At 56.6% G+C, this 19850-nt stretch carries 21 protein-coding genes; 11 read left to right on the top strand and 10 right to left on the bottom strand.

All coding sequences use genetic code 11. The features are described 5' to 3' along the window. Window position 1: 1 nt before the first annotated feature. A complete protein-coding gene (gene lpxL / locus ACXUPB_RS15775; protein WP_336274135.1) occupies window positions 2–916 on the top strand; it encodes an LpxL/LpxP family Kdo(2)-lipid IV(A) lauroyl/palmitoleoyl acyltransferase in 915 nt (304 codons plus the stop codon). 62 nt (window positions 917–978) lie between these two features. On the opposite strand, the gene speD is transcribed toward lpxL, so the two are convergent. From speD to ACXUPB_RS15750, 5 genes are all read right to left on the bottom strand, one after another. After that, entirely contained in the window at window positions 979–1773 is a 795-nt protein-coding gene (speD, locus tag ACXUPB_RS15770; RefSeq protein ID WP_008956331.1) for an adenosylmethionine decarboxylase, read from the bottom strand. Between the two features lie 259 nt (window positions 1774–2032). After that, window positions 2033–2452 (bottom strand): OsmC family protein, encoded by a 420-nt coding sequence (locus tag ACXUPB_RS15765; RefSeq protein WP_008956332.1) that lies wholly within the window; start codon window positions 2450–2452, stop codon window positions 2033–2035. Window positions 2453–2566: 114 nt separating this feature from the next. Further along, complete coding sequence (locus ACXUPB_RS15760) at window positions 2567–2977, bottom strand: gamma-glutamylcyclotransferase family protein (RefSeq protein WP_472953372.1); 411 nt, start codon at window positions 2975–2977, stop codon at window positions 2567–2569. A 3-nt stretch (window positions 2978–2980) separates the two neighbouring features. Beyond that, window positions 2981–3661 (bottom strand): N-acetylmuramate alpha-1-phosphate uridylyltransferase MurU, encoded by a 681-nt coding sequence (gene murU, locus ACXUPB_RS15755; protein ID WP_472953370.1) that lies wholly within the window; start codon window positions 3659–3661, stop codon window positions 2981–2983. Then, the gene (locus tag ACXUPB_RS15750; RefSeq protein WP_101145219.1) at window positions 3661–4668 is read right to left on the bottom strand and encodes an aminoglycoside phosphotransferase family protein; all 1008 of its coding nucleotides are present in this window, start codon (window positions 4666–4668) and stop codon (window positions 3661–3663) included. Before ACXUPB_RS15750 ends, murU begins: the two co-directional genes overlap by 1 nt. A 70-nt stretch (window positions 4669–4738) precedes the next feature. Here ACXUPB_RS15750 and ACXUPB_RS15745 point away from each other — a divergent pair, with 70 nt between their 5' ends. Genes ACXUPB_RS15745 through apaG form a run of 5 tightly spaced genes read left to right on the top strand, consistent with a single transcriptional unit; the run spans window position 4739 to window position 10573 of the window. Beyond that, window positions 4739–7189, top strand: coding sequence for an LPS-assembly protein LptD (locus tag ACXUPB_RS15745; protein WP_101145220.1), 2451 nt, complete (start codon window positions 4739–4741; stop codon window positions 7187–7189). 39 nt (window positions 7190–7228) lie between these two features. Beyond that, window positions 7229–8254, top strand: a complete 1026-nt coding sequence (locus tag ACXUPB_RS15740) for a peptidylprolyl isomerase (RefSeq protein ID WP_472953367.1) — start codon at window positions 7229–7231, stop codon at window positions 8252–8254. After that, window positions 8254–9318 carry a 4-hydroxythreonine-4-phosphate dehydrogenase PdxA gene (gene pdxA / locus ACXUPB_RS15735; RefSeq protein ID WP_101145222.1) on the top strand — a complete coding sequence of 355 codons (1065 nt, stop codon included), beginning with the start codon at window positions 8254–8256 and terminating at the stop codon, window positions 9316–9318. Before ACXUPB_RS15740 ends, pdxA begins: the two co-directional genes overlap by 1 nt. A gap of 53 nt (window positions 9319–9371) precedes the next feature. Then, window positions 9372–10199: a 16S rRNA (adenine(1518)-N(6)/adenine(1519)-N(6))-dimethyltransferase RsmA gene (rsmA, locus tag ACXUPB_RS15730; protein WP_035558921.1), complete on the top strand. Its 828-nt coding sequence runs from the start codon at window positions 9372–9374 to the stop codon at window positions 10197–10199. Beyond that, window positions 10196–10573, top strand: coding sequence for a Co2+/Mg2+ efflux protein ApaG (apaG, locus tag ACXUPB_RS15725; RefSeq protein WP_008956340.1), 378 nt, complete (start codon window positions 10196–10198; stop codon window positions 10571–10573). The genes rsmA and apaG overlap by 4 nt, the downstream gene beginning before the upstream one ends. On the opposite strand, the gene ACXUPB_RS15720 is transcribed toward apaG, so the two are convergent. After that, window positions 10542–12017, bottom strand: a complete 1476-nt coding sequence (locus tag ACXUPB_RS15720; protein WP_035558917.1) for an FAD-dependent oxidoreductase — start codon at window positions 12015–12017, stop codon at window positions 10542–10544. The two genes, apaG and ACXUPB_RS15720, sit on opposite strands and share 32 nt — an antisense overlap. Continuing rightward, window positions 12017–12196, bottom strand: coding sequence for a hypothetical protein (locus ACXUPB_RS15715; protein ID WP_035558915.1), 180 nt, complete (start codon window positions 12194–12196; stop codon window positions 12017–12019). The genes ACXUPB_RS15720 and ACXUPB_RS15715 overlap by 1 nt, the downstream gene beginning before the upstream one ends. A 200-nt stretch (window positions 12197–12396) precedes the next feature. On the opposite strand from ACXUPB_RS15715, the gene ACXUPB_RS15710 reads away from it, so the two are divergent. Continuing rightward, complete coding sequence (locus ACXUPB_RS15710; RefSeq protein ID WP_035558912.1) at window positions 12397–13215, top strand: symmetrical bis(5'-nucleosyl)-tetraphosphatase; 819 nt, start codon at window positions 12397–12399, stop codon at window positions 13213–13215. Then, entirely contained in the window at window positions 13215–14339 is a 1125-nt protein-coding gene (locus tag ACXUPB_RS15705) for a tRNA nucleotidyltransferase/poly(A) polymerase-related protein (RefSeq protein ID WP_052703732.1), read from the top strand. The genes ACXUPB_RS15710 and ACXUPB_RS15705 overlap by 1 nt, the downstream gene beginning before the upstream one ends. Window positions 14340–14343: 4 nt before the next feature. Here ACXUPB_RS15705 and folK read toward each other — a convergent pair whose 3' ends face one another. Next, window positions 14344–14892 carry a 2-amino-4-hydroxy-6-hydroxymethyldihydropteridine diphosphokinase gene (folK, locus tag ACXUPB_RS15700; protein WP_035558909.1) on the bottom strand — a complete coding sequence of 183 codons (549 nt, stop codon included), beginning with the start codon at window positions 14890–14892 and terminating at the stop codon, window positions 14344–14346. After that, window positions 14889–15269: a dihydroneopterin aldolase gene (gene folB / locus ACXUPB_RS15695; RefSeq protein ID WP_035558906.1), complete on the bottom strand. Its 381-nt coding sequence runs from the start codon at window positions 15267–15269 to the stop codon at window positions 14889–14891. The genes folK and folB overlap by 4 nt, the downstream gene beginning before the upstream one ends. Before the next feature lie 103 nt (window positions 15270–15372). Between folB and plsY the strand changes: the two genes are divergently transcribed. Further along, entirely contained in the window at window positions 15373–15945 is a 573-nt protein-coding gene (gene plsY / locus ACXUPB_RS15690) for a glycerol-3-phosphate 1-O-acyltransferase PlsY (RefSeq protein ID WP_035558904.1), read from the top strand. A gap of 7 nt (window positions 15946–15952) precedes the next feature. On the opposite strand, the gene tsaD is transcribed toward plsY, so the two are convergent. Beyond that, complete coding sequence (gene tsaD / locus ACXUPB_RS15685; RefSeq protein WP_035558901.1) at window positions 15953–17008, bottom strand: tRNA (adenosine(37)-N6)-threonylcarbamoyltransferase complex transferase subunit TsaD; 1056 nt, start codon at window positions 17006–17008, stop codon at window positions 15953–15955. Window positions 17009–17232: 224 nt separating this feature from the next. Here tsaD and rpsU point away from each other — a divergent pair, with 224 nt between their 5' ends. Both rpsU and dnaG read left to right on the top strand, forming a co-directional pair. Then, window positions 17233–17448, top strand: coding sequence for a 30S ribosomal protein S21 (gene rpsU / locus ACXUPB_RS15680; RefSeq protein ID WP_008956349.1), 216 nt, complete (start codon window positions 17233–17235; stop codon window positions 17446–17448). A gap of 347 nt (window positions 17449–17795) precedes the next feature. Continuing rightward, complete coding sequence (dnaG, locus tag ACXUPB_RS15675) at window positions 17796–19649, top strand: DNA primase (RefSeq protein ID WP_472953359.1); 1854 nt, start codon at window positions 17796–17798, stop codon at window positions 19647–19649. Window positions 19650–19850: the final 201 nt, after the last annotated feature.

The following is a 19850-nucleotide window of genomic DNA, read 5'->3' as shown; positions in this document are numbered from 1 at the left end:
TATGTCAAAATCACGTTATCCACGTTCGTTTGCCCACCCGCGTTACTGGCCCACTTGGCTCGGGATTGGTGCCATGTATGTTGCCGCCTGGCTGCCCTGGCGGCTAAAAATGAGTATTGGCAAAGGGCTTGGGTTGCTCGCATGGCGCTTTGCCAAGCGGCGGCGGCGCATTACCGACACCAATATAGCGCTGTGCTTTCCCGAAAAGAGCGCCGAACAACAGCGGCAACTCGTCAAAGAGTCATTCATCGCTAATGGCATTGGTCTCGTCGAAACCGCGACGGGCTGGTGTCGAAATGGCGAAAGCTTACGCCACCGAGTTGCTTATATTGGCGAAGAGCACATGGCCCGTGCTCAGGCGCGAGGCAAAGGGGTGGTCATTATCGGTGTTCACTTCTCATCGCTCGATTTAGGCGGTGCCTTACACGCGCTATTTTTCTCTGCTGACGCTGTCTATCGCCCGCATAACAACCCGCTGTTTGAGCGCTTTATGACTCGCGCTCGTGGACGCAACTTTGGAGTCGCGATTGACCGTTACGATCTGCGTGGGGCTGTGCGGCAGCTTAAGGCAGGCCGGATGGTGTGGTACTCGCCGGATCAGGATTTTGGCCGCGATGTCAGTGTGTTTGCACCGTTGTTTGGTCAGCAGGCTGCGACGATTCGCTTAACGGCCAAGCTTGCGCGTATGACCGGCGCGTCGGTGGTGCCGATGATGTTTCACCGCAACCCTGATAATGCGACGTACACCATCGAGAGCCTGCCAGCGTTAGAAGGGTTTCCGAGCAATGACGAGGTAGCCGATGCGACCAAGGTCAATCAGTTTATTGAGCAGGCCATTCGCAAGCACCCGGAGCAATATCTGTGGCTGCATAGACGCTTTAAGACCCGCCCCGAAGGCGAGCCCAGCGTTTATTGATCCCATATAAGCGCCACAAAAAAAGCCAGCGTTAGCTGGCTTTTGGCATTCAGAGGCGTCGCTTAATCCAAGTTACGAGAGTAAAAAATCTCCAGCATCTCTTTACGCAAACGGCTCTCAATATCACGTGCTTCTTCAAAGGTAATATCGCGGCGAGACGTACCGAACAGGTAATTTTCCAGCTCGAAATCTTTGAGCAGCATCTTGGTATGGAACATGTTTTCCTGATACACGTTTACATCCATCATCTGATACGCATGCTTGGTATCGTCAGCAAGGTAGTCTTGGATGGAGGTAATGCCGTGATCAATAAACAGCTTCTTGCCGTCTACGTCACGGGTGAAGCCGCGTACCCGATAATCCATGGTGACAATGTCGGAGTCGAAGCTGTGGATCAGGTAGTTCAGCGCTTTAAGCGGGCTGATATGACCACAGGTCGAGACATCGATATCGAGACGGAAGGTGCTGATGCCGTTGTCAGGATGCGACTCAGGATAGCTGTGCACCGTAACGTGACTCTTATCTAAGTGCCCAACCACCGTTTCTGGCAGTGGACCGGGGCCCGGCTTAATCTGCTCAGGCGCGGCGTCATCCAGCTCATGCTCGGCAATCAGGATCGTCACGCTTGCGCCGTGGGGCTCATAGTCCTGGCGGGCGATATTCAGCACATGAGCGCCGATAATGTTGGTGACGTCTTTCAGGATCTGCGTCAAACGTTCGGCGTTGTAGAGCTCATCGATATAGTCGATATAAGCCGCACGCTGCTCTTCGGTTTTGGCGTAACAAATGTCGTAAATGTTGAAGCTCAAAGAGCTTGTCAGGTTGTTAAACCCGTGGAGTCGGAGATTATCTGTCATGTCCGAGCCTCCTTATGGCAGGTGAAGACACCCCGACGAGCCAGCGCCGGAACCGATAAGACGTTGCCACCATCGCTGCGGTGTAACCCCACCCGATAAAGCAGGGCGGTGACAGCACAGGTGAAGGTAAAACAAGCGGGCGTATTATGCCCGTCAAGGCGATTGCTTGCATCCGACTGAACTACTTTTTTTGCCGCCGCGGTTGGGCAAGCGGCGGCGCTAGCCGAGAGAGCCAAGCGCTGCCCGTGCAAACAGCCGCTCAAGCCTCGATAATCTCAAAAGAGTGAGTGATCTCTACGCCGCCATTAACCAGCATGATCGACGCGCTGCAGTACTTTTCAGCAGAGAGTTCAACGGCGCGCTGAACCTGCTTCTCTTTCAATGCATGCCCAGTCACTACGAAATGAACGTGGATCTTGGTAAAGACGGCGGGCACTTCATCAGCGCGTTCAGCGTCAAGTTCCGCGACACAGTCGGTGACATTGGCACGCGCTTTATCGAGAATGTTCAAGATGTCAAAAGCGGTGCAACTGCCCATGCCCATCAACAGCATTTCCATGGGGCGGGGCCCCGTATTGCGGCCACCGTGGTCGGGCGGACCGTCGATGACAACGCTGTGCCCGCTACCGGATTCCGCCACAAATTGACGGCCTTCTGTCCATTTTACCCGTGCTTTCACGCGGCTCTCCTCATCTAGGCGACGAAAGGTAAGTCGCGCAGCATAACATTTCTTGGCCTGCGCGCCTCTTCTCGGGGCTCTTCTCAATGTCCCTGTTTTTCATCACCGGCATTATTAATCATGGTCAGTGTAAGGCATCTCCCAACCGCCTTCGCAAATGGCTCGCTTATCCGCCACTTCCGGATTGTAAAGATAGACCCAGGCACGACCAAAGCGGGTGGCTATTTGCTGGCGGTCATACTCGCCCTGCGCGGGGGCATCGATACGGTAGTCCTCCAGCCGGTCTAGCTGGGCCAGCTGGCCAACGCTGACCTCATAAACCTCTATAGTGACGCCTTTGGATGGCTGCCATTTTGCGCCGGGGTAGGGGCCGATATCATAGAGCGTGAGGGCGCGGGTGGTGTCGCTCCCCAGTCGCCTGGCGCCGTTTAACCAGTGGGCGTTGTTGAAACCCTGCTTCAGCGTGCCATAGACCGCTACGCGGGGCGTATCAGCGATTGCCTCACGTAAATAGTCTGGATGCATCGGCTAGTCCTTCCCGCGCGGTCGTTGGAATTGGAGCTGGCTTTCCAATGCCGCCAGCCGTTCAGGCGTGCCCACATCGACCCATTGCCCCGTGTAATGTTCCCCACTCACCCGTTGGTCATCAATAGCGGTCCTGAGCAGTGGCGCTAATGTAAAGGCGCCCTGAGGCTGACCGGCTAACAATGCTGGGTGAATCACACTGATGCCCGCGAAGGTCAACCGCTCATTGCTGGTTTGATTAACGCGCCCTCCCGCTAGCCCAAAATCGCCGTCGGGGTGGTGGGAAGGATTATCTACCAGCACCAAATGCGCTAAATCATCGCCTTGCAGCGCTTGTACGTTGGGCAACGCTTCACACCAGACATCGCCGTTAATAAGTAGAAAAGGTGCTTCACCCAGCAGCGGTAGGGCTTGCTGAATACCGCCACCGGTTTCCAAAGGCTCTGTTTCACGGCTCCAATGAATACGCAGCCCAAAAGCATCGCCATTACCCAGGGCATCAATAATCTGCTCGGCACGGTAGCTGACATTAATGACGACTTCATGAATCCCCGCTTCGTGAAGACGCGCCAGATGATGCACGATGAGCGGCTTACCCGCGACGGGTAACAGGGGCTTGGGGCAGTGATCCGTGAGCGGTCGCATCCGCTTGCCGAGCCCTGCGGCTAAGATCATTGCTTTCATTACGTCATTTCCGCTAGTCGTTTCATGAGGGCGGGGCGAAAGGTGAGCGTGACCCACTCAGTGAAATCAGTCTGCTCGGTCAGGAACGAAAGACTATCCTCCAGATGATCCAAAAAGTGCGGCAAGCGCTCAAGATAGCCACTTTTTTGATCGCGTAGCGTTAAACGGCAAAATATGCCCAGCACTTTCAGCGAGCGCTGAGCGGCCATGGCATGGCACTGGATTAGGAAGGTGGCAAAATCGACCCGGCTGGGAAGACGACCATCACGGCGGGCCTGCTGATAAAATGCGCTGACGAAGTCGCTAAACTCCTCATCGCTAAAGCGGCAGTAGCGCCCCCGCAACAATGAGATAAGGTCGTAGCTTAGCGGGCCTGCCACCGCGTCCTGAAAGTCGATCATGAATAAACGCTGGTCGTGTACCATCAGGTTCATAGCATCGAAATCGCGGTGCACACTGACCACCGGCTGGGCCAGCGCTTGCTGAATAAGCTGCTCGCGCAGGGGGTGCCAGCTTTCGGGTGGCGGTAGCTTCAGCCAAGCACCCAAGCACCATTCGGGAAACAGATCGAGCTCCCGGCCAAGCAGCGCCCTATCATAAGCGGGCAGTGATTCGGGGCTGGCGCGGTTTTGCAGCTCGGCGATGAGCGTTAGGGCCTGCGCATGGTACGCCTGTGTGGTAGCGTCGTCGGTAAACAAGTTTTGTAGCGGTGTGTTGCCCAGGTCATCAAGCAGCAGGAAGCCGTCCGCCAAGTTGGCGGCATGCACCTTGGGTACCGCCAAGCCTGCGCTGTGCCAACGTTGGGCGATGGCGACAAAAGGGTGTGAGTCCTCCTGTTCAGGCGGGGCATCCATTACTACCTGGGTAGAGCCGTCGGGTAATGTGAGGCGAAAATAACGCCGGAAACTTGCATCGCCCACGGCGGATGAAAGCGTAATATCGGCCTTGGAAAGGCCGTTTTGTTGGGCAGCCCACGTGGTGAGGGCGTTAATCCGATAAGAGGACATGCAAGCTCCTTGCTGGTCGGGCATCATGCGGGCTGTATAATACCGATTCTGGATGCCAAGGATAACGAACATGGGCAAGCGATTTTCGCGCACGTTGCCAGTTGCGCATACGCTGATGGGCAGTTTGCTTGCTGGCGCCTCGTTTACAGCGGTGGCTCAAGGTCAAAACATGCCCGCAGAGGCGTTAGACTGGCAAGCCTGGGGGGAAGAAGAGGCGGCCAATCAATTGTGCCGGGGGCGCTACGTGATGCCCAGCTACCGCTTACCCGCGGAAGAGAACCCGGAAACCCTCTCACTTGAGGCCAGCGACGTCGATTACGCCGCCAATGGCGAGGCGTTGTTGCGCGGTGATGTGGTGCTTCGGCGCGGCAATGAGGAAGTAGAAGCGGAGCGTGTCTTTTTACCCGCCGACCGTGAGCAGGTCGATGCTGAAGGCAATATCGCCATACGTGACGGACGTGCATTGGTGCGCGGCGAGCAGGCGATGCTGAGGCTAAACGAAGACCGGGCGACGTTGGGGAATAGCCATTATGTGCTTTACGACCAGCACCTGCGCGGTCAGGCAAATCAGTTAGAGCAGACGGCAGAGGGCGAGTATCGTCTGCAGGACGCCAGCTTCACGACCTGTGACCCAGGCGCCAATAGCTGGGAATTGGTGAGCAGTGATATTCGATTATACCAAGCAGAAGGCTTTGGCACCGCGCGTCATGCCCGACTGCATGTTAAAGATGTCCCGGTGTTTTACTGGCCTTGGCTACGTTTTCCCATTGACGATCGTCGTCACACCGGGCTCCTGTCCCCGTCAATCGGCTTTTCAACAGACGGTTTTGATTATACTCAGCCATTTTATTGGAATATTGCTGCTAACCACGATGCAACCATCACGCCGCGCTGGATGAGCGACCACGGGTTGCTAATGAACGGTGAGTACCGCTACTTGTTTGAAGAGAGTGCGGGCATCGTCGAAGGCGGCTATTTAAATAGTGATAACGGCGGCTCCGGCGGTGGAGAAAATCGCTTTGAAGGTGAGGATCGTTGGTATGTGGATGCCCGCCATGCAGGGCGGGTAAACGAGCGTAGCATTTACCGGCTGCGCTATGGTGCGGCCAGCGACGGGCGCTATTTTGATGACTTTGGTGGCGAGTTCGGTGAAAGTGATCGCGCCAGCATGGAGCGCTTGGCCCAGGTCGATTACCGTGGCCAGCGCTGGCAGTTAGATGCCCGTGCCCAAGGCTTTCAGCGTCTGGAAGACCCGCTCAGCGATAGCGATAAGCCCTTTTATCAACTGCCGAGCCTGAGTGCCAACGCGAACTGGCAGTTCGACAACGGCCTCTACACCCAGTGGCGCTCTAATGCGACCTATTTTTGGCGCGATGTGGATGAGCGCCGTGTGCCGGAGCGTGAGGCGGCCACCGGTAGCCGATTGCACCTTACGCCTGTTGTTGGCTGGCGCTTTGAACGGCCTTGGGGCTATTTAGAGCCGCGTACTGAACTGTGGAACACCGCCTATGAGTTGGATTATGGCGAGCGAGAAACGGAGCGGGGTGACTCGCCCAGCCGCAGCATTGCGCTGACCTCAATCGATAGCGGGTTGGTCTTTGAGCGCGAGCTGGCCCTCGGCGGGCGCGACTATCGCCAAACCTTGGAACCGCGTCTGAACTACGCCTACGTGCCACGTACCGATCAAACTGAGCTGCCGGACTTTGACAGTCGAGAACGTGTGTTCTCCTGGGATCAGCTCTGGTCCGCCCAGCGCTTTTCCGGCACTGACCGCGTGGGTGATCTCAACCGGCTCTCTTATGGCGTGCAGTCGCGCCTACTTGAGGATGCGTCCGGTCGTGATCGACTTTCGTTTGGGGTCGGGCAGAGTGTTTACTTTGATGATCGCCGAATCGATAGCGAAGGCGATGCGGATACGCTGCCGGATCGGCCGGAAGAAAACCCCAACGTTAATCCTGAAAGCTACTATCAGGCCACCCGGGATCGTTCACCACTAGTGACCCGCCTTGATTGGCAAATTAATGATCGCTGGAGCAGTGGCTACGAATGGCTCTACGATGATCACCGTGATCGCACCGAACGCTCAAGCGTTGATGTACGTTATCGCCATCCCGAAGGGCACGTAGTGAACCTTGGCTACCGTTGGGAGATCGAAGGATTTGACCCGGGTGTGTTGCAGGGCGACGACGGCTTTCGCGACTATAACCGTGAAGAGTGGGATCTGTCGTTTGCCTGGAAAGCCAGCACTAGCATTGATTTGATCGGTCGCTACCTTCACGATCAAACCAATGACCGCTCGCTTGAGCAGCTGGCAGGCGTGCAGTGGAATAACTGCTGTTATGGCCTGCAGCTTGTTTGGCGTGAATGGGTCGATGACGATGATACTGCCCGCATTGATGATGATTTTAATGATCGCGGGCTTTTTTTGCGCTTCGTGTTCCGTGGCTTAGGTGGCGTTGGCCAGAATGCGGACAGCTATTTTGAACAGACCATTCCTGGCTATCGTCCGACCGCCCTGTAAATGACTTCCATAGAATGGCTAATGAAAGAGACGTTTGTAATGAAAATGAGAAAGCCCTTGCTAGGCCGAATGAAGCAGCTCTCTGCTGGTAGCCTACTCGCCCTCTGCGTTGGCGCTGGCCTTGCGTTGGCCCCACTGACGCTCCAAGCGCAAAATTTCCAATCCACCCAGCGTCAGGCATTGGATAGTGTCGTGGCCGTGGTCAATAACGATGTGATCATGCGCAGCGAATTGGATGATCGTATGGCGCAAATTGAGCAGCAGGCCCAGACGCAGGGCGGTAATCTTCCTCCCTGCTCCCAGCTTGAGCGGCAAGTGCTTGAGCGTATGGTGATGGAAGAGATTCAGCTACAAATGGCGGAAGATGCCAGTCTGACGATTGATGATACTGAGCTAAACGGTCAGGTGCGCTCGATTGCCGAATCCAACGGTATGACGCTGGATGAGTTTGCTGATGCCGTGGAAGCTGACGGCATGACGCTGGCGAGCGTGCGCGAAGATATTCGCCGCGAAATGCTGATGCGTCAGGTGCAGCAGCGCCAAATCAGTAATCGTGTGACGGTTAGTGATCGTGACGTTGAGCGTTTTCTTGACCAGCAGCAGGGGCAGGCCGGCGAGCAGAACTTCATTGAAGAGACGCGGGCCCGCCACGTATTAATCGAGCTGACGCCTAATCGCGATGAAAACCAGGCGCGAGCGCGAGCCGAAGAAGTGCGCCAGCGCTTGTCTCAGGGAGATGATTTTGCCTCCGTGGCGCGCGAGTATAGCGATGACAGCGGCACTGCACTCAACGGGGGTGAGCTTGGCTGGGTGCGCCCAGGGCAAACTGTTCCTGCGTTTGAGGAAGCAATGCGTGACCTAGGCGTTAACCAGATATCCCAGCCGGTGCGCTCTCAGTTCGGCTACCACGTGATTGAGGTGGAAGAGCGTCGCCGCCAGAACGTTACTCAGGAGAGTCAGCGCGAGCAGGTTCGCCAAGCGATCTTCCAGCGTCGCGCGAACGAAGAGCTTGAAACCTGGCAGCAAGAGATTCGCTCACAGGCTTTTGTTGATGTTCGTCTCTAATGGTAGCTGGGACTTCAAGGGCTGATAGCGCGCTGCCGGTGGTCATCACCACCGGCGAACCAGCGGGCATCGGTCCTGAACTAACGCTAATGCTTGCAGCCGGGGGGGGGCTTCCTCCAAATACCGTGGCCATTGGCGATCCGGAAATGCTGCGCCAGCGCGCAATTGCGCTGGGGCTGGATGTTACGGTGGTAGAGTGTTCGGTGGGTGAGTGCCCAAGTGGCGACAATGCCTTACCTGTTTGGTCCGTCGCTCTTAATGCCCCTTCCTCGCCAGGTGTGCTTAATCCAGCTAACGCCGATTACGTACTTGCCACCCTGGCAATGGCGGTCGATGCTTGTCAACACGGCCTCGCCGCTGCCATGGTGACCGCACCGCTGCACAAAGGCGTAATTATTGACGGCGGTCACCCTGGCTTTACCGGCCATACCGAATGGCTGCGTGATGCCTGTGGCGTTGATGACGTCGTGATGATGCTGGCCACCGACGCGGCGCTACATGCGGCATCGCCAAGCTGGCAGGGTAGTGGCGATTTACGTGTTGCTCTGGTGACCACACACTTGCCTCTGCGCAACGTCGCCGACGCTATCACCTTTGAGCGGGTCACCTGCATTAGTCGCTTACTGGCGATTGGTTTGCAGCACCAGTTCGGGATTGCTAAACCGCGCATTGCAGTGTGTGGCTTAAACCCGCATGCCGGTGAAAATGGCCACCTGGGCCACGAAGAGCTGGATATTATTATTCCCGCGCTTGATGCCCTTCGCGCTGAGGGAATGGATATCCTTGGCCCGTTGCCCGCCGACACACTATTTACCCCGCGGCACTTGGCAGGTGTCGATGCAGTGTTGGCGATGTACCATGACCAGGGCTTGGCAGTGTTAAAATATGCAGGCTTTGGTCAGGCTGCCAATATTACCCTGGGCTTGCCATTGGTACGCACTTCGGTCGACCATGGCACCGCGTTGGATCTGGCTGGCAAAGGCGTGGCAGACCCCGGCAGCCTGAAAGTCGCTATCGCCCTTGCACGCCGTCTATCTACCCAGCGGTTGTCTGCTACTGTCTAGCGTTTGCTGCGAAATACTCCCGATTGAATCCGCACTCCAAGGAACACCGTTTGATGTCTACTGTGCCCCAACACCGCGCTCGTAAACGCTTTGGTCAGAACTTTTTGCGCGACCTTGGCATTATTTCGCGGATCGTTCGTGCCGTTGGCCCGCGCTCGACGGATCGCCTTGTCGAAATTGGCCCAGGGCAGGGCGCACTAACCGAGCCGCTGCTGGAAGCGGCGGGACATCTGGAGGTAATTGAACTCGACCGCGATCTGATCCCTGGCCTGCGAGTGCAGTTTTTTAACTACCCCGACTTTGTGATACATGAAGGCGATGCGCTGAAGTTTGATTTTGCCGCGCTGAAAGGCGATGGACCTGCGCTGCGTGTGGTGGGCAACCTGCCCTACAACATCTCCACGCCGCTGATAATTCACCTGCTGGCTGCAGGAAGTGCGATAGAGGATATGCACTTCATGCTGCAAAAAGAAGTCGTTGAGCGCTTGGCTGCTGAACCGGGCGGTGCCGACTGGGGGCGTCTGTCGGTTATGGCGCAGTACTACTGTAGTGTCGAGCAGCTATTTATTGTGCCGCCGGAAGCCTTTGTGCCGCAGCCCAAGGTTGAGTCGGCCATCGTGCGCTTAACGCCTCATGCGACCCTGCCCCATACTGCAGAAGACCCCACGCTGCTGTTTGAGTTGGTGAAGCTCGCGTTTGGCCAGCGGCGCAAAACGCTGCGCAATAACTTTAAAGGGCGCGTGAGTCCTGAAATCCTTGAAGAGTTGGGTATTGATCCTATCCGCCGTCCGCAAACACTGACGGTCGCCGAATACGTGGCGATTGCCAATCGAGTCGCCGCCGATGAACAGGCGAGCAGTGAGCGGGGCAGCCAAGCGTGAGTGGTCTAACTATCGAGGTAAACGTTGCGCCTAGCTACCGTGCCGATGAGTCCAATGATGCGGAGTCGCGTTACGTCTTCAGCTATACCATCACCGTCCACAATCAAAGCCCCCATAGCGTGCAGCTCATGGCGCGCTACTGGAAAATCACCCAGGGCAGCGGCGAGTGCCAGGAAGTGCGCGGCAAAGGCGTCGTCGGGCAGCAGCCACTGATTGGCCCTGGCCAGAGCTTTCGCTATACCAGCCGTGCCATTCTGCAAACGCCGGTGGGGGTCATGGAGGGCGCCTATACGTTGCTGGACACTTCCACGCAACGCGCGTTTGAAGTGGCTATCACACCGTTCAGGCTGGCGGTGCCGCTCCAGCTTCACTAGCGTTTTGCGCTAACCTACTCTCCAGATGATCGCAAAGTCGCAAGGCCAGCTGTACCAGCGTTAAAGTGGGGTTGGCGTGCCCTGCGCTAGCAAAAACGCTGGAGCCCGCCAAGTAGCAATTTTCCTGGGCAAATAGACGGCAGTCGGGGTTAACGATACCCGTCTCGGCAACAAGGCTCATGCGCGTGCCGCCCATGTGGTGACGTCCAGCAAGTTCGCCTTCCGTGGGCAGTTGCACCGGCGTATCGGCAAGCCAATCAGCCATCTGTAGCCTGCCCACCTCGTTATCACGCAGGTATTCACCCAGCAGTAGCATGCTCTCGCGAATGGTGTGGCGATCCAGCTCAGATTGCCGCCACACCAGCCGGCTACGTGGCACTCCCAGTTTATCCAGCTCATCGCTTAGCTCAATACGGTTGTCATAGCGAGGTTCCTGCTCCCAGGCGGCTCTTAGAAACGCGCCGTGCACCACCCGACCTTGGGCCTGCCAGATACGCAGCCGACCCACCAGCGCGGGTGCCTGTTCTGCGAGCTCGTCAATCAGTTCCTGGGTAGCTTCAGCGTTCATGCGGTGCAAGCGCAGCCCACAATTGAGTATTTGTCGTGAGCGCAAGGAGCGAGCAGTGGGGGAGAGGAAAACGTTGTAATCCTCGTCCAGACCCAGTGCCGCAGGCTCAAAAATGAGCGCCTTCCCCACTGTGGCGTGGGGGTGCTCCATCCAGTAGCGTCCCAGGGTGTCGGCTTGGGGGATTAGCTGGCCATCTAGTTGTTGGTTGCACCACAGCAGCAGGCGCGAGTTTTCGATGCCGCCGCAGGCCAGTACAAAGTAGCGCGCCTGAACCTTGCGGTAGTCGCCCCGGTAATTGCTAAAAGTGGCGCTGGTGACTTTGCCAGCCTGGGTTTCCAGTGCCACCAAGTTGGCTGTTAGGCAGCACGTCAGAGTGGTCGAATCGCTCAACGTAGCGGCATACTTCTCTTTCATGCGTGTGGGGTGACCCAGCGAAAAATAGATGCGTTTTAGCCCCGCTTCAGGGACCACATGATCGGCTGGCGTAGGTTCCAGACCGAGCATAGTAACGGCCGCGCTGTAGTAAGGAACCAGCGCATCGCGGCCTATAGGCCAGGCCGTTTCGCTGGCGACGGCTTTGGCATTGAAGTCGTAGCGATCCAAAGGGCGACAAATGCCGCCCCAGTGGTTGGTCGACCCACCCAAATGGCGCAGCCGAGCGCCATACAGGGGAATATAGGGGTCGCCGACGACGTCGCCCCGGTAGCACTCCTGGGAGCGTTCGCTGTAGTCCGCATCGCCACCTTCACAGAGCAGTACCCGGTGGCCTCGCTCCGCTAGGGTAACGGCCATGGAAATGCCCGCCGCACCCGCGCCGATAATGCAGACATCCCAGGCGTTGCTGTGTTCGTTGATATCCTCAAAGGCGATATACATCAGCGGTCACTGCTGTTCAGTAGCCAGCCATTAACCGTCACCGCAACGGGGGGCGGGCCAAGCTTGGTAGCAGTGGCACGTGCGGCAGGAAGAAGCGCTGTGCCGGGAAGTATGAGGGCACCAAGGCCCGCCAGTGTTGCAACTCGCAGCAGGCTGCGTCGAGAGTGATCCATTGCCATAGGCGTATCGTTTTCCTTAACAGTTATTACCAGGTGGCTAACTATCGAATGGCTTAAGAGCATCAAAGCGTACTTTTATAGTGAGCCAGGTTCACTCTTTTAACCAGTGTTAATCATCAACATAAACCGTCTACAACAGGCAGAGGGTCTCGGTGAAGTGGTAGTATTAGTCCACTTATTTTATGAAAAAGGCCTCCCGCATGAGTACCTATGCGATCGGCGATCTGCACGGCTGTCACGCCGAATTTGTAGCCCTTCTGGAGAAGCTCAGCTTCAACCCCACGCGGGATACGCTATGGCTGGTCGGTGATTTAATTAATCGTGGCCCAGGCTCTTTAGCGTGCCTGCGCGAAGTGCGTGCTCTGGGGAGCGCTGCACGCAGCGTACTGGGCAACCACGATTTTCATTTGCTGGTGGTGGCGCGCGGCGGCGGCAAACTGAAGAAAAACGACACCCTTAGCGATATTCTGGGCGCCCCTGATCGCGAAGCGCTACTGGATTGGCTACAGAGCCAACCGCTTTGCGTGATTGAAAACGGTACGCTCATGACCCATGCCGGGCTGCTTCCCCAATGGAGTGTGGCTCAGACCGAGTCGCTGGGGCGTGAAGTGCAGGCAGCTCTGGGCAGTGACGCCTCTGGTAAGTTTTTAACCCAACTGTTTGGCAACCTGCCGGATAGCTGGCGCGACGATCTAGACGGCATGGATCGTCTGCGCCTGATTGTTAATGTGCTCACCCGAATGCGCTTTATTGATGCCCAAGGGCGTTTGGACTTTGCCGCTAAAGAGGGGCTAGATAGTGCGCCTTCGGGTTTTCTGCCCTGGTTTCAATACCCGCGAGATGATAATACCCGGCTGCTTTTCGGCCACTGGGCGGCACTGGAAGGAAGAACCCCGCAGGCGCGGGTGCCCGTCGAGGCGTTGGATACGGGATGCGTTTGGGGTGGGCGGTTAACCGCGCTTAATCTGGACAGCGGAGAGCGAACCAGTGTGGCGAGCCAGCAACGGAGTAGACAGTAGTGAAAGAGACCAATAGCGATCCACGTTTAGCGGGTTTGAGCGTGTTTCGGGTGGGCGGCGCTGTGCGCGATGCGCTACTGGGCTGGCCGGTCTATGACAATGACTGGGTGGTGGTGGGCGCTACGCCAGACGTCATGCGCAAACGTGGCTTTAAACCCGTGGGGCGCGACTTTCCGGTCTTTCTGCATCCGGATACGGCCGAGGAGTACGCGCTCGCCCGCACCGAGCGCAAATCTGGCCATGGTTATGGCGGGTTTGAAGTGCACGCCAGCCCCGATGTCAGCCTGGAAGAGGATCTTTTGCGGCGGGATTTAACCATTAACGCGATTGCCCAGAGCCCCGAGGGTGAATTAACCGACCCGTTTAATGGTCAAGGCGATATCGAACGGCGCGTGCTTCGGCATATCTCTTCTGCGTTTAGCGAAGACCCGCTGCGCGTACTGCGTACCGCACGCTTTTTGGCCCGTTATGCAGGGCTGGGCTTCACCATTGCCCCTGAAACCCTGGCGCTGATGCGTCAGGTGAGTCATAGCGGTGAACTTGAGCATTTGGCCGCCGAACGGGTGTGGGTGGAAACTGAAAAGGCGCTGGGCGAACCAAGCCCGGACGTTTATTTTACCACCCTTGAGCGCTGCGAGGCGCTGCCTATCTGGTTTCCCGAACTCATGGGGTCGGTGTTGCCGCGAGGTTTAGCTGCGCTGGATCAAACGCCTCGAAACAGCACGATAGCAGTGGCTCACTGGCGCTATGCGCAGTTGGTGTCACCGCTCACCGCCGAACAGCGTGATGCCTTAGCAACGCGGTTAAAGTTGCCTAACGCCGTGGCTCAGCTTGCCCGTCATACCGTGCTCACTTATGCGCTGCTTACCGCGCCACTGGAGGGCCCGAATGTGCTGCATTGGCTTGAAAGGTTGGATGGCTGGCGCAAGCCCGAGCAGGTCGAGGCGCAGTTGGCATTAGTGAGCGTGCTGGCGCCGGAGCAAGTGGAGCGGCTTGGCAGCGCTTGGCTAGCGGCTCGCGAGGTGGGGCCGCAGGCGTTAATGGCGGAAGGATATCAGGGGGCAGCGCTGGGTGAGGCAATACGCGTGCGGCGCGGGCAAGCCGTGGCGGTAGCACTTGAGTAACTGGTTATCGACGGGCCGCTGCCAAGCGAGGAAGCTCGTCTGACTGAGAGATCCAGCGGCCACGCCAGCTAAAATCAACCGCCCAGAGACGTTGGCTGCCTAGTTCGAAGGTTTTCCATAGCGAAGCGTAAGAGGTGTCACACAAGGGGTGGCGCTCTGTGGGTAGCAATTCCGCAAGCGGCTGCAGCACGAACGCATTATGAGTGATTTCGCTGCGTGGCAACGTGACATCATCGACGGTGCCGCAGAGGCTGCCCACGGTAAGCAAGTCGATATCCAGCGCGCGGGGGCTAAATTTAGCAGTGTCAGGAAGGCGGCCGTGCTCTATTTCCAGCTGCTTACTCCAAGCCTGAAGCTCCCCGGGTGTCCAGTCACTGTGGAAGGCCACTACCAAATTATAGAAATTGCGACTGTCGGTAAAGCCCACTGGCTCGCTTTCAAACACACGTGAGATTTGCAGCGAGCCAAAGGTGTCCGCGAGCGCATCAAGGCAGTAGCGGATATGCCGAGTGGGGTAAATATTGCTGCCTAAGCTGACAGTGACCAGTTTCATGCGCTGGGCTCCTGCATTGCCTCTGGTAAGGCGCCGCGGGTAATTTCCAAACCGACGCTGACAGCGTTGGGCACTGCGCCGGGTTTACGCACGGTGAGGCGCAACCCATTGATTGGAAACTCTGTACGTAAGCACTCTGCGAGGCGTTCGGCGAAAGTTTCGACCAGGGCGAATTGATGAGCATCGGCAAATGTCTGGATGCGCTGACAAATGGCCGCGTAATCCAGCGTGAGGCGTAAATCATCGGTCGCTGCCGCTGAACGTATATCGGTTGCCAGCACTAAGTCCAGGCTCAGCGACTGCTGAATTGAACGCTCCCAAGCATAGACACCGATAACTGTGTCGACGGTTAACGCTTCAATCAAAATGCGATCCATCTGCCTTCCCCCAGCTGCAACAAGCGGGCGATTGTACGTTAGGATGGGGCTAAACGACAGCGAGCCAGGCTATCGAGACGGTCTATAAAGCGAGCAGAGCGCCATGGTATGGATAGTAGTGGGTTATTTAAGCGGCAGTTGGTTGGCAGCGCTGAGCGTTTGCCGCCTAGCGGGTGTGGGGGACCCACGCCAACATGGTTCGTTTAACCCTGGGTTTTCTAACGTATTGCGCCTTTATGGCCCCCGTTTGGCGGCCGTTACTCTGCTGCTAGATGCCTTAAAAGCCATGCCCGCTGTTATAGGAGCCAAGCTCATGAGCTGCCCAGTATGGTTGCAAGGGCTGGTTGGGCTGGCCGTGTTGCTAGGACACAGTTTTCCCTTATGGCACCACTTTCGTGGCGGAAAGGCAGTCGCCAGTGCGTTTGGTGTACTGCTGATATTGGTGCCCAATGTGGCGCTATTAAGCGCCATTATTTGGGCGCTACTGGCGTGGCGGCTAAAGACGGCGGCGATGGCATCGCTGGCCAGTGCTTTGGTGGCGCCGCTGATATGCGCTTGGCTAGCGCCTGCGTATTTTATGGTGGTCGGCGGCTTCAGTCTGCTGGTGTTGGCCCGCCACGGGCTTAATATTCGTCGACTGCGACGCGGTGAAGAGCCGCCATTTCGCGGCTCCTAGAGCGCAGTTAGCTGTCAGCGGCAGCCGGGGGTGACAGTTGATCCAGCGGCCAGCGGGGGGTCGCCTGCATTATGCCGTAGGTATCGCACTCGCCCGCTGCCAAGCGCTGAGCGCCTACGTAGGCAATCATGGCGCCATTGTCGGTGCAAAAGCGCCCGCGTGGGTAGTAGGCGCGGGCTTGGCGTTTTTCACACTCAGCGTGGAGTCGTTCACGCAGGCGATGATTGGCGCTAACCCCACCCGCTACCACTAAACGTTTCAAACCGGTTTGATCCAGCGCTCTGCGGCACTTAATGACCAGCGTATCAACCACGGCTTCTTCAAAGGCGCGGGCTACATCGGCACGTGCTTGGTCGTCGAGTTCCCCCACTGCCTCCAATTGGCGAATGGCGGTCATGGTGTGGGTTTTTAAGCCTGAGAAACTGAAATCGAGCCCTGGTCGGTCGGTCATCGGGCGCGGGAAGCGAAAGCGCTTGGGATCCCCTTGTTCCGCCAGTTTGGCGACTTGAGGCCCACCTGGGTAGGCCAAGCCCAGCATTTTGGCAGCTTTATCAAACGCTTCACCCGCGGCGTCATCCACCGATTCGCCGAGTAGCTGATAGCGCCCCAGCCCCTGCACTTCGACCAGTTGGGTATGCCCGCCGGATACCAGCAGCGCCACGAAGGGGAACGCAGGCGGCTCGTCTTCCAGCATCGGTGCCAGTAAGTGACCTTCCATATGATGCACGCCAAGTACGGGAATATTTAACGCTCGTGCCATACCGTGGGCGGTGCTGGCGCCTACCATTAATGCACCGACTAAGCCCGGGCCAGCGGTATAAGTAATGCCGTCCAAGTCGTGACGCGTTAGCTTGGCATCGCTGAGCACCTGCTCAATTAGCGGTAGCAGTTTGCGGGTGTGGTCGCGAGAAGCGAGTTCGGGTACCACACCACCAAATTCGGCGTGCATGGCGATTTGACTGTAGAGCGCGTCGGCCAGCAGCCCTTTGCCGCCGGTTAGCGAAGTGTCATAAAGCGCAACGCCCGTTTCGTCGCAGGATGTTTCAATGCCCAGAACACGCATAAAAAGGGACTCTCAAAGGATGTGCAAAAAATATAAAGGTGAAAATCACAAGGCCAGTAGTCTAACATTGTCGCTGCAAACGAGCGTAAGCATTTGCAAAGATGGCCAACGGCGACTAGACTACTGTGCGCTGTAAAACTGGGTCGTACACTGTATTCTGAACCGCAATATCGCAGTGTACGTACTATCCGAACTCAAGACTCCTTAAGGTAGGTGAGTGCTTAATGCCTTCTGTAAAAGTACGTGATAACGAGCCGTTTGACGTCGCCCTGCGTCGCTTCAAGCGTTCTTGCGAAAAAGCCGGTGTTCTTTCTGAAGTACGCCGCCGCGAGCACTATGAGAAGCCGACTGCTGAGCGTAAACGCAAAGCGGCAGCTGCCGTAAAACGCCACGCCAAGAAAGTCCAGCGTGAGCAAAAGCGTTTCGAACGGCTCTATTGATCCGTACCCGAGGGGGCCGGAGCAGTTAGCTGGTCGTCTCAAGAGGGATGCCAAGCGGCCGCCACTAGGTGGCCGTTTGTTTTTGACTGTTGTTTTCATGATCGCTGTTTTTCAAGGTTATTGTTTTTCGAAATCACGGTTTTCAAAATCACCGTTTTTTAAGACTGTCGCTGTTTATGATGATCTGATCTGGCAATAGGTCTGATGACCTTAAGCAGTTATTAAGATCAGTTTTTAAATACAATTTTTTAAAAACAGTATTTTGACGATAGTATTTTGAAGATAGTTTTAGAAAGCAGTCTCGAAAGTCAGCGAATTAGCGCTTTGCGCGAGGATGCCCGTAGTTCATGGCAGGCCAAATTCCACAGCGTTTTATTGATGATCTGTTAGGCCGCGTTGATGTGGTCGAGGTGGTCGGTGAGCGTGTGCAGCTTAAAAAAGCCGGCCGTAACTACTCCGGGCTATGTCCCTTTCATCAAGAGAAGACCCCGTCGTTCACCGTCAGCGCGGATAAGCAGTTTTATCACTGCTTTGGCTGCGGCGCTAATGGGAATGCACTACGCTTCTTGATGGAGTACGACAAGCTGCCGTTTCCCGAAGCGGTAGAGCAGTTGGCCGGGCGCTTGGGTATTGAGGTGCCTCGCGAAGGTGCTGACGACCCACGTGCCCAGCAACGCGAAAAGAAGCGCAAAGAGGGCGTTAACCTGCTCGAACTCGCCGCCAGTTTTTATCGCGAGCGATTAAAGATGCAGGAGGGCCAGTCTGCCCAGCGCTATTTGTCGGGTCGTGGGCTTTCGGACGAGGTGATCAAGACCTATGGCATTGGCTATGCCCCGAGCGGTTGGGAGGCGCTGAAGCAGCATCTCAGTGAGCGTGGTATTGGTGAGCCGGTTCAGGTGGAGTATGGGCTGCTGATTCACCGTGAAGATACCGGGCGTACCTATGACCGCTTTCGGGATCGGGTCATGTTTCCGATTCGTGATTTACGTGGGCGTACGATTGCGTTCGGCGGGCGGGTAATGGGCGATGATCAGCCTAAATACCTCAACTCGCCGGAAACACCCGTGTTCCACAAAGGCCGTGAGCTTTACGGCCTGTATGAAGCGCGCCAAGCCTCTAGCAAGCTTGAGCAGCTTGTTATGGTCGAAGGCTATATGGATGTAGTGGCGCTGGCGCAATTTGGTATTCATAACGCCGTGGCGACGCTGGGCACCGCTACCACGGAAGACCATTTGACCCGCCTGTTTCGACTGGTGAGTCGCGTAGTATTCTGTTTTGACGGTGACCGTGCGGGAAGACAGGCGGCTAGCCGGGCGTTGGAAACCGCGTTGCCGCAAATGATTGATGGCCGTGAAGCGCGTTTTCTGTTTCTGCCTGAAGGTGACGATCCGGATACCCTGGTGCGCCGTGAAGGCGCCCAGGCGTTTCAGGATCGCGTCACCTGTGCCATGCCTCTATCGGAGTTTCTGTTCGAGCAGGCGGCCCAAGGGCGCGACCTTAATACGGTGGAAGGGCGCGAACGATTTGCCAGTCAGGTGCTTGAAGCATTGAACAAAGTACCTGATGGCATGCTCAAATCACTACTGCTTGAGTCTTTGGCACAGCGTAGTGGGTTGGCACAAGAGCAATTGAAAGTACTGCTCGAAAAGCGTGCCCAAGTGTCGCAGCACCACGCTTCACAGAGACAGGCGGAGCAGGTAGAGCCCGATTCGGCGTCATCAGCGATGCAGGGTGCGGTATTGGCAGCGCCAGCCCACTCATTGCGCTCACGTTCCCAGGCGCTCTCCCCGGTTGGGCGTATCGTGCAGCTGTTGCTGCATGAGCCCAATTTGGTGACTTCGCTCCCGGATCATTTGGAGTGGCTACCGGAAGATGATGACGCACCGCTATGCAGAGAACTGATCGCACTGCTAAAGGCGGGGCGCTACCGCAGCCCGCAAGTAGTGTTGGCGCATTTTCAAGGCAGTCAGCAGGGGCAGGTATTGGCGGTCTTTGCTAAGCGCGAGCTGTTGATTCCCAAGGCAGATAGGGAAGCAGAGCTGAATGGCTGGGTGGAACATCTGCAGCATGTTCAACGTCAGCGTTCTCCTCAAGAGGAGTACATGGCGTTGCTGGCGCAGGAGCGCGCCGGGCAAAAGTTAGATAAGGAACAGCGTCAGCGTTTGGCAAGCTTGGTAATGGAGCTTGCCCAGCGTCAATGAGGCGGTGTCTTGGGCGATGGGGGGTTGAATTCCTAGCGTTTCAGCACCAGATATAGGCTCAGCTACCGAGCGCTGGCCTAACCGAACAAACTAACACACCTGAATTACCGCGCAAATACGTCGAGCTGGAAAATTTCCTGCTTTTTACGCTATACTGTACGGCTTGTTGAGTTTAATCGATTCAGCGCTCCAGGTGTTTCA

The sequence above is a fragment of the Vreelandella sp. DA03-1M genome, assembly GCF_055725665.1.
Note: the sequence above shows the minus strand (reverse complement) of the source record. Positions and strands in the feature narration are given on the sequence as shown.

Coding starts and splice junctions, on each gene's coding strand:
- folB (WP_035558906.1), bottom strand. CDS start 15,269: ATGGATCGCATTTTGATTGAAGCGTTAACCGTCGACACAGTTATCGGT.
- lpxL (WP_336274135.1), top strand. CDS start 2: ATGTCAAAATCACGTTATCCACGTTCGTTTGCCCACCCGCGTTACTGG.
- ACXUPB_RS15760 (WP_472953372.1), bottom strand. CDS start 2,977: ATGCATCCAGACTATTTACGTGAGGCAATCGCTGATACGCCCCGCGTA.
- murU (WP_472953370.1), bottom strand. CDS start 3,661: ATGAAAGCAATGATCTTAGCCGCAGGGCTCGGCAAGCGGATGCGACCG.
- speD (WP_008956331.1), bottom strand. CDS start 1,773: ATGACAGATAATCTCCGACTCCACGGGTTTAACAACCTGACAAGCTCT.
- ACXUPB_RS15745 (WP_101145220.1), top strand. CDS start 4,739: ATGGGCAAGCGATTTTCGCGCACGTTGCCAGTTGCGCATACGCTGATG.
- rpsU (WP_008956349.1), top strand. CDS start 17,233: ATGCCTTCTGTAAAAGTACGTGATAACGAGCCGTTTGACGTCGCCCTG.
- ACXUPB_RS15740 (WP_472953367.1), top strand. CDS start 7,229: ATGAAAATGAGAAAGCCCTTGCTAGGCCGAATGAAGCAGCTCTCTGCT.
- plsY (WP_035558904.1), top strand. CDS start 15,373: ATGGTATGGATAGTAGTGGGTTATTTAAGCGGCAGTTGGTTGGCAGCG.
- ACXUPB_RS15720 (WP_035558917.1), bottom strand. CDS start 12,017: ATGTATATCGCCTTTGAGGATATCAACGAACACAGCAACGCCTGGGAT.
- folK (WP_035558909.1), bottom strand. CDS start 14,892: ATGAAACTGGTCACTGTCAGCTTAGGCAGCAATATTTACCCCACTCGG.
- ACXUPB_RS15710 (WP_035558912.1), top strand. CDS start 12,397: ATGAGTACCTATGCGATCGGCGATCTGCACGGCTGTCACGCCGAATTT.
- dnaG (WP_472953359.1), top strand. CDS start 17,796: ATGGCAGGCCAAATTCCACAGCGTTTTATTGATGATCTGTTAGGCCGC.
- tsaD (WP_035558901.1), bottom strand. CDS start 17,008: ATGCGTGTTCTGGGCATTGAAACATCCTGCGACGAAACGGGCGTTGCG.
- ACXUPB_RS15750 (WP_101145219.1), bottom strand. CDS start 4,668: ATGTCCTCTTATCGGATTAACGCCCTCACCACGTGGGCTGCCCAACAA.
- ACXUPB_RS15715 (WP_035558915.1), bottom strand. CDS start 12,196: ATGGCAATGGATCACTCTCGACGCAGCCTGCTGCGAGTTGCAACACTG.
- pdxA (WP_101145222.1), top strand. CDS start 8,254: ATGGTAGCTGGGACTTCAAGGGCTGATAGCGCGCTGCCGGTGGTCATC.
- rsmA (WP_035558921.1), top strand. CDS start 9,372: ATGTCTACTGTGCCCCAACACCGCGCTCGTAAACGCTTTGGTCAGAAC.